The sequence below is a fragment of the Dyella solisilvae genome, assembly GCF_003351225.1.
Lineage (GTDB): Bacteria > Pseudomonadota > Gammaproteobacteria > Xanthomonadales > Rhodanobacteraceae > Dyella > Dyella solisilvae.
The window spans coordinates 504,138-518,530 of sequence record NZ_QQSY01000001.1 but is presented as its reverse complement, the minus strand read 5'-3'; the positions used below and the strand labels follow the sequence as shown (position 1 = coordinate 518,530).

The following is a 14,393-nucleotide window of genomic DNA, read 5'->3' as shown; positions in this document are numbered from 1 at the left end:
AGGTGTCGATTTAGGCTGAGTCCTTTGCGGGCACGCCGAAGCGATGGACGCCTCCATGGACAATCGTGTGGACCTTCACGGTTTCATGACAATCGACGTCACGACCAATCGGTTTTGGACGAGACCGTGGCTGGTGTTCGGGTTCATCCTGGCGCTGGCCACGGGACCTTGTGGTTGGGCCAGGACAGCGCCGCTGCGGGGGGACGCCCCTCACGGCGACTCGGGTCAGGTCGCCGACGTAACCCTTCCTCCGACGCTGCAGTTGACGCCTGACGAAGCAGCGTGGCGTAGCGCGCATCCCAAACTCGATGTGGGCGTGTTCGCAGGTGACCATTTGCCGGCCGAGAGTTGGGTTGCGGGCCGGCCTGAAGGATTTGCCGTGGACTACGCGCGGTTGCTGGCTGGTCGCCTGGGTCTGCAACTGGTGTTCCATCCCTTCACCGACCTGGACGCCGTCCTCGCCGCGCCGGAGACCGACGCCGGCGGCCACTATGAACTGCTGTTGGCCGTGTCGCAGACCAGGGAGCATGCGGCGCGATTCGAATTCCTCAAGCCCTATGGCGGCGGCCGGCTGTTTCTGGTGGCGCGCAAGGGCGATGAAACGATGCGCTCCGAGCAGGATCTGGTGGACTCCCGCATTGTCATCGAGCGCAGCTTTCATCACGTGATCCGGCAGTTGGCCGAACGTTTCCCCGACGCCAGGTTGCTGTACGCGGATGACGGCCAACAGGCCATGGACATGGTGGCGACCGGCCAGGCGGACGCCTATGTCGGCACCACGGCGTCGCGGACGCGCATGCTGCTGCAGGGCCGGCGCAGCGACGACCTGGTGGCGCTGGGACCGCTCGATCTGCCGCCGGTGGCGGTGGGTTTGGCCGTGCCTCGTGATCAACCGATGCTGTTGCAGCTGTTGCGCAAGGCGGAAGCGAGCCTGGACAGCGCCGAGTTGGTGCGCCTGCGTTCCCGTTGGGGGCTGCTCGAAGGCGACAACATGCAATCGCCGGTGCGCGAGCCGAGCACGGCGGATCGCATGTGGCTGGGCGAACTGCCACCGCTGCGGCTCGGTTACGAGGCGGACCGACCGCCGTATAGCTTTGCCGACGCGCACGGCCAGTTCGCCGGGCTCGCCGCCGACTACATGGAACTGGTGCAGAAGGAACTTGGCTTGCGCGTCCAGCTTGTGCCCGCCAAGGACTGGCGCAGTCTGCAGCAGATGGTGCGGGCGGGTGAAGTCGACCTGGTCGCTGCGGCCATGCCCGACGACTTTTCCGCGAAGGACATGCTGTTCAGCCGCACCTACGAGCACTTTCCCGAGGTGATTGTTGCGCGGACAGCCGGGCCGGTCTTTGCAGGGCCGGAAGACCTCGCCGGCCATGTGGTCGCCACACGCGACGAGGCGGGCCTGGCGCCGCGCCTGGCCATGTTGCTTCCGCACAGCGAGTTGTTGCCCGTCGGAAGCAATGAAGAGGGCCTGGCGGCGGTCGCTTCCCACCGTGCCGATGCCTACATCGGCACCTTGCCCGCGATCGATCCGCTCATCCGCGACCGTTATGCGGCGACGTTGCGGGTGGTGGGGCCCGCCGGCGTGGACCAGGACTTCACTGTTGCCGTCGCCAGCCGCTACCAGCACCTCATGCCGATGATCGACCGTGTCCTGACGCAGGTGAGTGCGGGGCAGCGACAGGCGATCCGCAGCCGCTGGCTGACCACGCAGTATCGCTATGGCGTTCCCTGGAGCTGGGTGTTTGCGGGCCTGGGCGCCGCGGTGCTGATTCTGGGCGCCATCGGCTTTTCCTACTTTCGCCTGCGTGGGGCGCTGCGCGCGCAGCGCGGCGCGGAGCGCCAGCTTGATGCGCAGCTGCGCTTCCAGCAGGCGCTGCTCGAGACGGTGCCGTACCCCGTGTTCGTCAAGGATGCAAAGGGGCGTTATCTCGCGGTCAACCAAGCCTACGAGGCGATGTTCGACTGCCGGCGTGAGGACCTGCTCGGGCGAACGTTGGCGCAGACGCGACACATTGAAGGCGCCGACGCCGATGCGCTGCACCAGGCCGATCTGGATCTGCTGGCGCATGGCCAGGACGTACGGCGGGAACTGCGGCTCGGCGGCGTCAGCGGCAAGATCGGCGCACGTGACGTGCTGTTGTGGCTGCACGGCTTCAAGGCGAGCCCAGACACGGATGGAAGCTTGTTCGGCACCGTGGTGGACGTGACCGACCTGCGCCAGGCCGAGGCGCGGGCGTTGGCCTCGGAACAACTCGTGGTGGAAACCAATGAGAGCCTGCCGGGCGTGGTCATGCGGGCGCGCTACAGGCCCGACGGCGCCAGCAGCTACGACCATGTGAGCGGACCGACGGAAGCCTTGTTCGGCCTGACGAACGAGGACTTGCTGCAGGGGCGCCATCGCCCGTTTGACCACATGCCGGCGGAGGACATGGAAATCGTGCGCCAGGCCATTCGCGACCTGCGCGAGGGCTCTGGTGTGCGCAGCGCCGAGTTCCGGGCGCAGACGCCCGGAGGCCTCCGCTGGATCCGCGCCTCCTTCGGCCTGCCGCGCATCGAGGACGACGGCACGATGTCCTGCAGCATCTTTTCGATGGACGTCTCCGCCGAGAAGGCACAGGCGCAGGCCCTGGTGGAAGCCAAGTCGGCGGCGGAAGCGGCGGTGGCGGCAAAGAGCGCTTTCCTGGCCATGATGAGCCACGAAATCCGCACGCCGATGGCCGGCGTGCTCGGCCTGATCGAACTGCTCGGCAAGACGCCGCTCGATCGCGAACAGCAGCACATGCTCGACCTTGTGCATGACTCGGCCGGCGCCCTGCTGCAGATCCTCAACGATGTGCTGGACTTCTCCCGCATCGAGGCCGGTCGCCTGCGCCTGGACGAGCAGGTCTTCGATCTGCGCGCGTTGGTCGATGCGGCGCTGGGGCTCCACGCGGCGCAGGCGCAGGAGAAGGGTCTGCGCCTCTATGGCACGCTGGACTGGCGCCTGGCGGGCGGGTACCGCGGTGACGTGACCCGCGTGCGCCAGGTGATCACGAACCTGCTCAGCAATGCGCTGAAGTTCACCGAAAAGGGCTACGTTGAGTTGCACGTGGAGCTGATGGGCGAGACGCCTGCTGGCCAGCGCCTGCGCTTCACCGTCAGCGACACAGGGGTAGGCATCTCCGCCGAACAGCTGGAAAGACTGTTCCAGCCGTTCGTGCAGGCGGACGACACCACCTCGCGGCGATACGGCGGTACGGGTCTGGGCCTGAGCATCTGCCGGCATCTCGCGCGCCTGATGGGCGGGGAGATTCGCCTTGGCAGCGCCCCGGGCTTCGGTACCCAGGCGGTGTTCGAACTGCCGCTCCCGGTCGAGCAGGCGTTGCGCCCTCAGCCGGCACTGGTGGGGAAACGGGCGCTGCTGTGCACGCGCGACATCATGCTGGAACGCGAACTGTCCAACGCCCTGTCGGCGCTCGGGCTGTCAGTGATGGGCGCGGACGCGAAAGACCTGGGTGATTTTGCCGTCTGCGACGCCGACGTATTCGTGCTTGACCAGGATCTGGCCGGCGAAGGCTGGCAGCCCGGTGAAGCGCGTGTCATCAATTTGTCCGGCGCGCCTGATCCCCGCGGCTTCTACATCGACGATGGCGAGGTGATGCTGAGCGGTTATCCGCTGCTGTGGCGTTCGGCGCAGGAGGCCTGCCACGCGGTATTCGGGCTGGCGATGCCAGGGCGGGAGCGGAACATCGCCGGTGAAACGGCGCGCCACGGGGAACGTATTCTGGTGGCGGAGGACCATCCCATCAATCGCGCGGTGATCGCGCGCCAACTCGATCGACTTGGTTATCCGCACACCATCGTCGACAACGGCGAGGAAGCCATGCGCGCACTCGCCGGGGCGCACTACGACCTGCTCATCACCGACTGCCACATGCCGGTGCTGGACGGGTATGCACTCGCCAGACGCATTCGTGCGCAGGAAGAGGGGAGTGCTCGTCACCTGCCCATCGTGGCGCTGTCGGCAAGCGCGTTGCCGGAAGAGGTGGTGCGCTGTCGCGAGGCGGGCATGGATGAATTCCTGGCCAAGCCGGTGCAGCTGGCTGCTCTCGATCGGATGTTGTCATCCTGTCTCACCGTCGCACGGGGCGCGGTGGACGCTGACGATGCGGATGTCGATGGTGGCGATCGCCTGAATGCGCTGTTCGAGCTGTTTGGTTCCAAACCCAGGGTGCTGGCGATCCTGCGGGAGCTGGCGACGCACACGCAGGCCAATCTCGCAGACCTGGATGCAGCGTTCGAAGCCGGCAATCAAACGCGGCAGCGGGAAATCCTGCATCACATCGAGGGCGCGCTGAGGGTGTTGGGCGGGACGATGTTGGCGGACAACGCCGAACCGGGCCCACGGCGCGACGAGCTGGTTCGCCAGCTTCGATCACTGGAGGCGTGGATCGCGAAGCTCGAGTCGGAAAGCGAGCAGGGAATGCCGGGCATCGCCTGAGGCCTGCGCCCCTCACCAGCGGGCGAGGCCCCAGTGTTGAGGCGCGTGGCCTGCGCACGCGGAATGTGGCCAGGCCACAACGCGTGCCAGTGCACGGCCAGGCGTTCATGGCTACGGCTGCGTCGCCCTCGATTCAGCGCGACGCAGGCGCCGGGTCCGCCCCATAGTGGCTGTGGAACTGTTCGCGCAGCCGGTTCTTCAACACCTTGCCCGTTGCGCCCAGTGGCAGGGTCTCGACGAAGATGATGTCGTCCGGCTTCCACCACTTGGCGACCCTGCCATCGAAGAAGGCCAGAAGCTCTTCCTTCGACACGGTGTTTCCGGACTTCCTGACGACCAGCAGCAAGGGGCGCTCGTCCCACTTCGGATGCCTCGCGCCGATGCATACCGCGCTCGACACGCCCGGGTGCAGGCACGCGACGTTCTCGATGTCGATCGAGCTGATCCACTCACCGCCGGACTTGATCACGTCCTTGCTGCGGTCGGTGATCTGCATGAAGCCGTCCTGGTCGATCTTGGCCACATCGCCGGTCGGGAACCAGCCGTCCTGCAGGACCTGGTGGGCTTCATCGCGGAAGTAGGCGCGCGCGACCCACGGGCCACGCACCAGCAGGTCGCCGACGGCTTCGCCATCCCAGGGAAGTTCCTTGCCATTGGCGTCGACGATTTTCATGTCGATGCCGAACACGGCGCGCCCCTGTTTGGCCTGGATCGCGTGGCGCGTTTCCGGCGACATGGCCAGCTGGTGCGGCTTGAGGTTGCAGACGGTGCCCACGGGACTGAGCTCGGTCATGCCCCAGGCGTGCAGCACGTCCACCTTGTACAGGTCCTGGAACTGCACGGTCATCGCGGTGGGGCATGGGGCGCCTCCGATGATGGTGCGCCTCATCGACGAGAAGGAACAGCCGCTGCTGGCAACGTAGGTGAGCAGGCCCTGCCACACAGTCGGTACGCCAGCCGACACGGTGACCTGTTCGGCCTCGATGAGCTCATGGAGCGACTTGCCATCCAGCGCCGGGCCGGGGAACACCAGCTTCGCGCCCACCATGCACGCGATATAGGGCAGGCCCCACGCATTGACGTGGAACATCGGCACGACCGGAAGAATGACGTCGCGCGCGGAGCAGTTGAGTGCATCAGGCAACGCCGCCGCGTACGTGTGCAGCACCGTCGAGCGGTGGCTGTACAGCACGCCCTTCGGATTGCCCGTGGTGCCGGAGGTGTAGCAGAGCGACGACGCGGATTCCTCATCCAGCCTTGGCCAGACGTAATCGTCGGGGTAGGTTTCAATCAGGTCTTCGTAGCACAGCAGCGAGCCCTCGAGCGGTCCGGCCACCGGCATCCGGTCGGGGTCGCACATGGCGACGAACAGCGTGGGTCGGGTCACCCGCGTCGCCAGCGCTTCGATGATCGGCAGGAAGGTCAGGTCGAAGAAGATGACCCGGTCTTCCGCGTGGTCGACGATGTAGGCGAGCTGGTCGATATGCAGGCGCGGATTGATCGTGTGCAACACGGCGCCGGAGCCCGATACCGCGAAGTACAACTCCATGTGGCGGTAGCCGTTCCACGCGAGCGTGCCAACCCGGGAGCCGCGCCCGACGCCAAGGCTTGCCAGCGCGTTGGCCATGCGACGTGAGCGCGCCCCCAGATCAGCGACGCTATAGCGATGGATATCGCCCTCGACCCGTCGGGACACGATCTCCTGGTCCGCGTGATGCCGTTCGGCATGGGTCAGGAGGGAGGCCACCAGGAGCGGCTGCTCCATCATCAAGCCTTTCATTGTCAACTGCTCCGACTTGGGTAACGAGCACGGCCGACGCGATCGTCATGCCCTTGCTTCGATGCAAACAGAAAGCCCTGCATCGGCGTCCCTGGGACGCTGATGCAGGGCCGGTTCCGCTTAAAGCGTGGTCTGGAAGGTGAAGTCGATGTAGTTGCGGTCGCGCAGCAGCGAACCCAGGCCCGCATAGGAGGAGACCTGTCCGGCCTGGTTGACCGCGATGCGGCCCACGTAGCCGATGTACTTCAGGTCGAAGCGGTACTTCTGGTGCACGTCCGCGCCCACGCCGAAGGAGTAGTTGCCGTTGCCCTTGTTGCCGCCGAAGGACACGGCCGAATTACCGGACAGGCCCATGGTGTAGGTCATCGGCGCGAGCAGATCCACGCCCGGATACACCTGGAACCAGGTCGGCGTGAAGTTCATCTGGGTGCCGACGAAATTCCTGGTGGGCTTGTCGATGCCGGTGTAGCCCGGGCTGGTGCCGAGGAATGCGTTGGGGTTCTGCGTGACCTTGTCCCAACGGCTCCACTGGAATTCGACGATGTAGTTGGCGGTGTCGAACAGCGGCGTCTTCGGCACGATGCCGGCGAAGTCGGTCACGGCGTGCCAGGTGTCGCCACGGGCGCCGGCGGTCTCGCCCTGCGCGGGCAGGGTGGTGATCGCGCCCGGCACCTTGGCCGCCAGGGGCGCCGGCAACAACTGCACCGGCACGCTGACCAGCGGCATGTTCTGGCGGTAGTTCACTTCCGCACTGAAGCTGACGCCGAGGATCTGCTTGGCGAAGCTGAGGCCGTAAATATCAATGCCGTCGGCGTAGCTGGCCATGTACTGGCCGACGTTGCCCTTCAGAATCTGCGGGACGGAGGCCATGGCCGGGTCGATGTAGCAGATGGTCGGCGAAATCGCCTTGAAGCCGAGCGCCTTGCAGGTCGCGGCCGGGACATTCGGCGCCACCGCGAGCGCGGCGATGGCCTGCGGCTGGATGTCGGAGGTGTTGCGATAGTAAACGCCGATGGTGGAGTTGATCGCGTCCGGGCTCCAGCGCATCGCCAGACCATAGTCGCCATGCTGCTGCGGGGTGATGTCGGTGCCGCGCAACACACGCTGGGTCGCACTGAGGTACTGCGACTGGCCACCCTGCAGCAAGGCGTCATTGGGCGCCATGTAGGAGCCCGATTCCGGGAAGAACACCGGATCCCAGCTGAAGTAGTACTGGGCCTCGATCGAGAGCGTCGGCGTGGCCTGGATCTGCGTCGACACCTGCGAACGCGGGCGGAACAGTTCCTTGGCGGTGGCGCCCGGCACCGTCAGCAGCTTGCCGATGTCCAGCGGCGACTGGCCGTAGCTGAGCGAGTGGATCGGGTTCAGCAGGGCCTCGCCCCAGAACACGTCGTAACGGCCAGCCTTGGTATTCACGTTCACGCCGTCAACGTCGAAGTTGGCGAATGCAAAAGCATCGAGCCACTGGGCGGACGGACCGTGGAAATAGCGATTGGTGTAGTTCGGCAGGCCGAGCGCGGGCTGGCCATTGACGATGTGGTTGGACGAGGCCACGTGGGTGTTGTCCAGCGACTGATAGGCGTTGTCGTACCAGCCGTTGGCGCTCAGGCGGAAGCCGTAGTCCTTCTTGTAGATGAAGTCGAACTCGCTGATCACGTCGAGGCGATTGGTGACGATGGCGTGGTTGCCGAAATTGCGGTCGCCGTCGTCATAGTTCGGGCTGTTGAGGATCGACTGATCCTGTGAATGCGCGCGCTGGCCGAGGTTGTAGCGAAACGTGTTGTCCCAGCGAATCGAGATGTCCGGGTTGCCGGTGTCGATCTCGACGGCATGCGCCACACTCGAGGCGCCAAGCGCCGCTGCCACAGCGAGCGCCATCAGACGGATGGCCGTCCCACTTTGGCGCTTGTTCGCCCCATTAACGATCTTCATGCAGTACTCCTCCCCCTTTGTGCCGTTTCTGTAGTCCCGCGGTGGAACCGATCACCGTGCTTGCCTGCGCCGACGGCTGGCGCGGAGCAGGCAAGGACGCACTGCGGCCAGAGGCCCGGTGCGATCAGGTTGTCGGCGGTCCATCCGCGGGTATGTGTCGCCAGGCGGCCTCAGAAACTCTCCCCGGCTACGCGGCGAATCTCATACCAGTGGAACCCACTACCGGCCCGGCAGATCCCTATCGCGCAACGCGGCGCGACGTGGCCATGCCATGGTCGCCAGACCTGCTTTCCAACGGTTCAGCAGTCATGACTCCGGTTGCATGAGAGTTATGCGACGGTCGTCGAATCACCCCCCCCAACTCGGATAGGGGAGGGGATCGCTGAGCAGCGCGCATCGACCGGATGCTGGAGACAGCGGCGCCGCGCCGCGGCCAGGCGACGGGCGGCGACGATATTCAAGGCGATATGGCGCGAGTCGACGCTTGCGACGACGCGCCTCCGGGCAGCGAATTCGTGCCGGGCGCCACCCGGCGTCGCTCAGGCCGGAATGAAATCCAGCAGCGCCCTGGCCAGTGCTTCCGGCGGCAATGCGCCATGCAGCACGCGGCCTTCGTGCACGATCGCGGGCACACCGGACAGGCCAAGGCGACGCGCTTCGCCAAGCCATCGCTGCAGCAGCGCGTCGCTCGTGGAGGGCTCCATGAGTGCGAGGCTCGCCGTATGCTCGATGCCGAACATCTCGCCGATACGGGTGAGTTCACGCCGATCGCCGATGTCCTGGCCATACAGGAAGTAAGCCTCGAACAAGCTTTCGATCAACGACGCCTGGAGGCTGGAACCGCCGGTGGTCCCGGCCCACTCAACCAGCTGGTGCGCGGCCACTGTGTTGGGCATGCGCTCGATCAGTTCGAAACAGAAGGTGACACCTGCGGCCAGTCCTTCATCACGGATCTGCTGGCGACGCGCTGCCACCGCTTCGGGGCTGCCCAGCCGCTTCAGGTAGAAAGCGGAAAAGGGCACGCCTTCGATCGGCAGTTGCGGAAGCAGCGGCAACGACTTCCAGCGCACGACGACCTCGACGTCCGGGTACCCCAGGGCAATGAGATCGATCGCTCGTTCCAGGCGTCGCTTGCCGATCAGACACCAGGGGCAGATCAGGTCGAAATAGAAGTCGATCTGGATGCGCCGGCGGGAATCCGGCGCATGCGCACGCAACGAACTTGTCATCGCAGCGAGTCGATGAGGCTCTCGGCAGCCCGCCACTCGCCGTAACCGGACGCCGGGTTGAGGTGACCCACATCGCCGAGATTGACCAGGCGGCTATCCCAGCAGGCCGCCAGCGCGGCCGCGCGCGGTGCACTGCACAGCGGGTCGGTGACGCTGGATGCGACGATGCTGGGAAAAGGCAGCGGTGTGCGAGGAATCGGCAGCCAGCCGTGATCGCGCAGCGCATCCATGGTCGGGTATCCCGCCGGCATCGGCGATTCCAGATCGGCCGGCGTCGCGAGCAGGGCGCCATGGATCTTGCGGCGATGCGTCTGCGCCCAGTGCGCGGTGATCATCACGCCAGCACTGTGTGCGACGAGAATCACCGCGCCCTTGATCTTGGCCAGGGCGCGCTCGAGCGCCTCCACACGCGCAGCGCGGCTTAGCCTGTCGTGCTCAAGCGGCGGCACCGAACAGGCGTTCGGCAGCCGCGCTTCGAGCAGGGTCTGCCAATGCTCGGCGACGTGGTCGCGCAGGCCGGGCACGATCAGGATGGTCGGGTTCGTGGCGTTGTGCATCGATGACAAGTCCGTGGGCGTGGCGTCAGTGTGCGGCGGCGCCGCTGGCATGCTGGATGCGGCTGAGGTCGCTGCCGTAGTGGTGGCGACCGATCCAGAAGGCGACGGCGGCGAAGATTCCCATCATCGGAATCAGCTTGAAGGCGCCGAGCAGCCCAATGTGGTCGGCCAGCACGCCGGTGAGCAGCGGGCCAGGCGCCAGCCCGAGCAGGTTGTTGGCCAGGGTCAGCGTGGCGAAGGCGGAGGCGTGGATCGGCGTCGGCGTGAGGTTGGCCACCATGGCGCCCGCCGGACCGGACGTGCCGGCGGCGAGGAACATGCCAAGGCCGATCATCACCAGCTGGTTGAGGCCGGGCGGCAACTGGAAGGCCACGCCGAGCAGGATCGCGGTAACCAGGCAATAGACGATGGCCATCGCCATCTTGCGCGCCGGCATCTGGCGGCACAGGCGATCGGTGACGATGCCGCAAACCACCATGCCCATCGCGCCAATCAGCACGAAGGCGGCGGCGGTGACGCCGGCTTTGTCCGGCGTCATGGCGTAGTAGCGGTTGAGGTAGCTCGGCATCCAGGCGATGACCGCCGCCATGATGAACAGCTGCAGGCCGCTACCGATGTAGGCGCAAATGACCGAGGTGGTGGAGAACAGGCCGCTGAACAGGGCGCGCAGCGACATGCTGAAACCTGGACGCGAATCGCGCGACGGTTGGGTCACCGTGCTGTGCTCGCGCAACCGGCGCTCGGTCACCGTCAGTGCGTAGAGCAGCAAGAGCGCAGCGCCGAAGATGGCCATGGCGACAAAGGCCCAGCGCCAGCCGAGTCGGGTGGCGAGCACGCCGCCCATCGCCATGCCGACCACCGAGCCGAACGCGCCACCGGCCATGAAGGCGCCGGTGAGGGTGGAGCGAAGGTGCGCCGGGAAGATGCTGATGATCACCGCCACACCGACACTGCCATAGGCTGCCTCGCCCAGGCCGACGAAGAAGCGCGCGACGAACATCTGGCCATAGCCGGTCGCCACGCCGCAGGCGAGCGTGGCCAGCGTCCACAGCGTCGCCATCAGGATGATGCTGCGCACGCGGCCCCAGCGGTCGGCGAGCACCGAGAGCGGGAAGGTGAGCAGGCCAACCAGCAGCGCGACGATGCCGGACAGTGAGCCCAGCTGCGTATCCGAAAGGCCCCATTCGGCCTTCAGCAGCGGAAAGACCGCATTGAGCACCTGGCGTGACATGTAGTCCGACAGCAGTAGGCCGAACGTAAGCGCGAACACCAGCCACGCATAGACGCGCGGCTTCGCGGCGGACGTGACTGGGGCGCCCAGTGTGGATGCTTCGACGTAGTGCATTCCCAAAGCGGTCTCCTCGCCGGCGTTGACGCCGGATGTGATGGCGCGACGGTGAACGTCACGCTGTGGCCAGCGGGGCGGGGCGCTCACGGCGCGCCGCCCGTCTGGCCGTTACGACTCAGGCTGCGAGGTCGGCGAGACCCAGCTTTCCCGGCTTGCGGTTCGGCGAGAAGCCGTTGGCGGCCAACGTCTCCTCGATGGTGTCGTAGAACACGCCGATCTTGAGGATCTCGCGCGCCTCCTTGCCGTTGGCGACCTCGCGGCCGAACTCGTGCGAAATGCGCACCAGCTGTTCGATCTGCTGCACCGTCGTCACCTTGCCGGTGCGCGACTGGTTCCACAGGTTGTCCTCGATGCCGCAGCGCACGTGCAGGCCCATGGCGATGCCCATCATGTTGATCGGCAGCACGTTACGCATGCTGCTTTCCACCGTCAGCATGGTGCCGTCGGGGATGGCGCGCAGGAAGTTGGCCAGGCTGTAGATGGTCGGTTGGTCCATGCCGCCGCCGATCGCCACCCAGTTGCACACCAGCGGGCCCTTGTAGACGCCGCGGCGGATCAGGCGCTCGACCGTCTCGTAGCTGTTGATGTTGTAAAACTGGAACGCGCTCTGGATGCCGGCGGCCGTCAGGCGCTTGATGTGTTCCTCGATGAAGGCCGGGCCCGAGGGCACGATCATCTCGCGGTAGGCCTCGTAGGTCTGTTCCGCCATCGAGGTGCCGGCGAGGTCGGCCATCTCCATCTGCTCGACCACGTTCATCTGCGTCGTGTTGACGGTGACCGTCACCTGATCCGGCTTGGGATCGAGCTCGGCCAGCATGTGGCGGGTGTCGTCCTTCAGCCACTTGGCGGTCGCGCCGTCGGTTTCAGGCGCAAAGGAAATGGAGCCGCCCACCTGGATGACCATGTCGGGCACTGCCTTGCGTACGCCGGCGATCAGTTCGTTGAACATGGAAAGGCGCTTGGAGCCCTTGCCGTCCAGCTCGCGCACGTGCAGGTGTAGCACGCTGGCGCCGGCGTTATAGCAGTCGACCGCCTTCTGGATCTGCTGCTCCATGGTGACGGGAATGTCCTCCGGGAAATCCGAAGGGAACCACTCGGGACCATAAGGCGCGGCGGTGATGACCAGCTTGTCCTGGTGCTCGGGAAACAGCGAACCGTCGAGGAAGTGCATGGCTTTGTCCTGTTGCTCTGTGGAGTTGGGGTTCAGTTCAGAACGTGGCGTCGCCGACGATCCCGGCGCGTTCCATCTTTCGATGGCAGGGCGGGTAGTCCATGACCGCGTAGTGCTGGGTGGATCGGTTGTCCCAGATCGCGATGCTGTTCTTGCTCCAGCGCCAGCGCACCTGGTATTCGGGGATATGGGCCTGGCGGATCAGGTAGCTGAGTAGCGAGCCCGCGTCCGGATTGGCGTCCTGACCAAAGCGCACGTTGTCCTTGGTATGGAAGTTGGTGAAGTGCGTGGTGAAGGCATTGACGAAGAGGATCTTCTCGCCCGTCTCCGGATGCGTGCGCACCACCGGGTGCTCGGCATCCGGGTATTGCGCCTTCAGCGCCAGGCGACGCTCGATCGGCATCGCCGCGCCGAATGAGGCCTCGAGGCTGTGGCGCGCGCGCAGGTTGGCGATCTGCGACTTCACGTGGTCCGGCAGCATCTCGTAGGCCATCGCCATGTTGGCCCACATGGTGTCGCCGCCGACCGGCGGGCATTCCACGCAGCGCAGCACGCAACCCATGGGCGGGTGCTCGCGCCAGGTGGCGTCGGTGTGCCAGGCGTTCTCGTAACGGTCGTTGGGCGTGTCGGGTGTCTTGTAGATCTGCACCAGGCCCGGCGCGTCGGGATGGCTCGGCGCCACCGGATGGTCTTCCAGTTCACCGAACCGGCGGGCGAAGGCGACATGGTCCTGGCGGCTGATGTCCTGGTCGCGCAGGAACAGCACGCGGTGCTTGAGCAGCGCCGCCTTGATCTCCGCGAACAGGCCATCGTCGTGGACGGCGTCGGCGAGATTGACGTCCGACAGCTCGGCGCCGATGTGACAGGTCAATGGTTCAATGCGCATGTCGCTCTCTCAGATGACGAAGATCGACGAACCGGTCGTCTTGCGCGACTCCAGGTCGCGATGCGCCTGCACCGCGTCCTCAAGCGCGTAGCGCTGGTTGATCTCGATCTTGATGCGGCCCGACGCGACCTGGTCGAACAGCTCGCGTGCGAGCTCGGCCTTCTCGGCGGGATCGGCGATGTAGTCGGCCAAGGCGGGCCGGGTCAGATACAGCGAGCCCTTCATGGCGAGCAGTTGCGGATCGAACGGCGGGATGGTGCCCGACGCCGTTCCCACGCAGACCATCAGGCCGCGCCGGCGCAGCGAGTCCAGCGACCCCATGAAGGTGTTCTTGCCGACCGAGTCGAACACCACCGACACGCCCTTGCCGTCGGTCAGTTCGCGCGCGCGCTTGGCGACGTCCTCGTGGCTGTAGTTGATCACCTCGTCGCAGCCATGGGCCCGGGCCACGGCGGCCTTCTCTTCGGTCGACACCGTGCCGATCACGCGCAGGCCAAGCAGCTTGGCCCACTGCGACACGATCAGGCCGACGCCGCCGGCGGCGGCATGCAGGAGCAGGGTGTCGCCGGCGTGGAACGGATGAATGCGACGCAGCAGGTAGGCGGCGGTCAGGCCGCGCATGGTCATCGCGGCGGCCGTCTCGCTGGCGATCGCGGCGGGCAGCTTGATCAGCGGTGCGGCTGGCGCCAGGCGGGCGGTGCTGTACGCGCCCAGTGTGTTGATGAAGCCGGTGTAGGTGACACGGTCGCCCACGGCGACGTTGGTCACGTCCGGACCGACATCCTCGACGATGCCGGCGGCTTCCACGCCGATGCCATTGGGCAGCGGAATCGGATAGGTGCCGTTGCGGAAATAGGTATCGGCGAAATTCAGGCCCACCGCCTGGTGACGCAGCCGCACCTGGCCCGGGCCGGGCGCCCCGACCTCGACCTTCTCATAGCGCAGCACGTCGGGCGTGCCGGCTTCGTAAAAGCGGATGGCGTGTTCCAAGCGATACTCCTTGACTC

The 14,393-nt window shown here is 65.9% G+C and carries 9 protein-coding genes; 1 reads left to right on the top strand and 8 read right to left on the bottom strand.

Annotation, left to right across the window (positions count from 1 at the left end):
• Positions 1-43 precede the first annotated feature (43 nt).
• Positions 44-4,483 carry an ATP-binding protein gene (locus tag DVT68_RS02295; RefSeq protein WP_114823433.1) on the top strand — a complete coding sequence of 1,480 codons (4,440 nt, stop codon included), beginning with the start codon at positions 44-46 and terminating at the stop codon, positions 4,481-4,483.
• A gap of 133 nt (positions 4,484-4,616) precedes the next feature.
• Here the strand turns inward: DVT68_RS02295 and DVT68_RS02290 are convergent, their stop codons facing one another.
• From DVT68_RS02290 to DVT68_RS02255, 8 genes are all read right to left on the bottom strand, one after another.
• Positions 4,617-6,263 carry a 3-(methylthio)propionyl-CoA ligase gene (locus DVT68_RS02290; RefSeq protein ID WP_114823432.1) on the bottom strand — a complete coding sequence of 549 codons (1,647 nt, stop codon included), beginning with the start codon at positions 6,261-6,263 and terminating at the stop codon, positions 4,617-4,619.
• 120 nt (positions 6,264-6,383) lie between these two features.
• Positions 6,384-8,195 (bottom strand): DUF1302 domain-containing protein, encoded by a 1,812-nt coding sequence (locus DVT68_RS02285; protein ID WP_114823431.1) that lies wholly within the window; start codon positions 8,193-8,195, stop codon positions 6,384-6,386.
• A gap of 539 nt (positions 8,196-8,734) precedes the next feature.
• Entirely contained in the window at positions 8,735-9,424 is a 690-nt protein-coding gene (locus DVT68_RS02280) for a DsbA family oxidoreductase (protein ID WP_114823430.1), read from the bottom strand.
• Complete coding sequence (locus DVT68_RS02275; RefSeq protein WP_114824347.1) at positions 9,421-9,981, bottom strand: RBBP9/YdeN family alpha/beta hydrolase; 561 nt, start codon at positions 9,979-9,981, stop codon at positions 9,421-9,423. Before DVT68_RS02275 ends, DVT68_RS02280 begins: the two co-directional genes overlap by 4 nt.
• Before the next feature lie 25 nt (positions 9,982-10,006).
• Positions 10,007-11,326, bottom strand: a complete 1,320-nt coding sequence (locus tag DVT68_RS02270) for an MFS transporter (protein ID WP_114823429.1) — start codon at positions 11,324-11,326, stop codon at positions 10,007-10,009.
• Positions 11,327-11,444: 118 nt separating this feature from the next.
• A complete protein-coding gene (locus tag DVT68_RS02265) occupies positions 11,445-12,500 on the bottom strand; it encodes a beta-keto acid cleavage family enzyme (protein WP_114823428.1) in 1,056 nt (351 codons plus the stop codon).
• Positions 12,501-12,537: 37 nt separating this feature from the next.
• Positions 12,538-13,386 carry a TauD/TfdA dioxygenase family protein gene (locus DVT68_RS02260; RefSeq protein WP_114823427.1) on the bottom strand — a complete coding sequence of 283 codons (849 nt, stop codon included), beginning with the start codon at positions 13,384-13,386 and terminating at the stop codon, positions 12,538-12,540.
• Positions 13,387-13,395: 9 nt separating this feature from the next.
• Positions 13,396-14,376: a quinone oxidoreductase family protein gene (locus tag DVT68_RS02255; protein ID WP_114823426.1), complete on the bottom strand. Its 981-nt coding sequence runs from the start codon at positions 14,374-14,376 to the stop codon at positions 13,396-13,398.
• Positions 14,377-14,393: the final 17 nt, after the last annotated feature.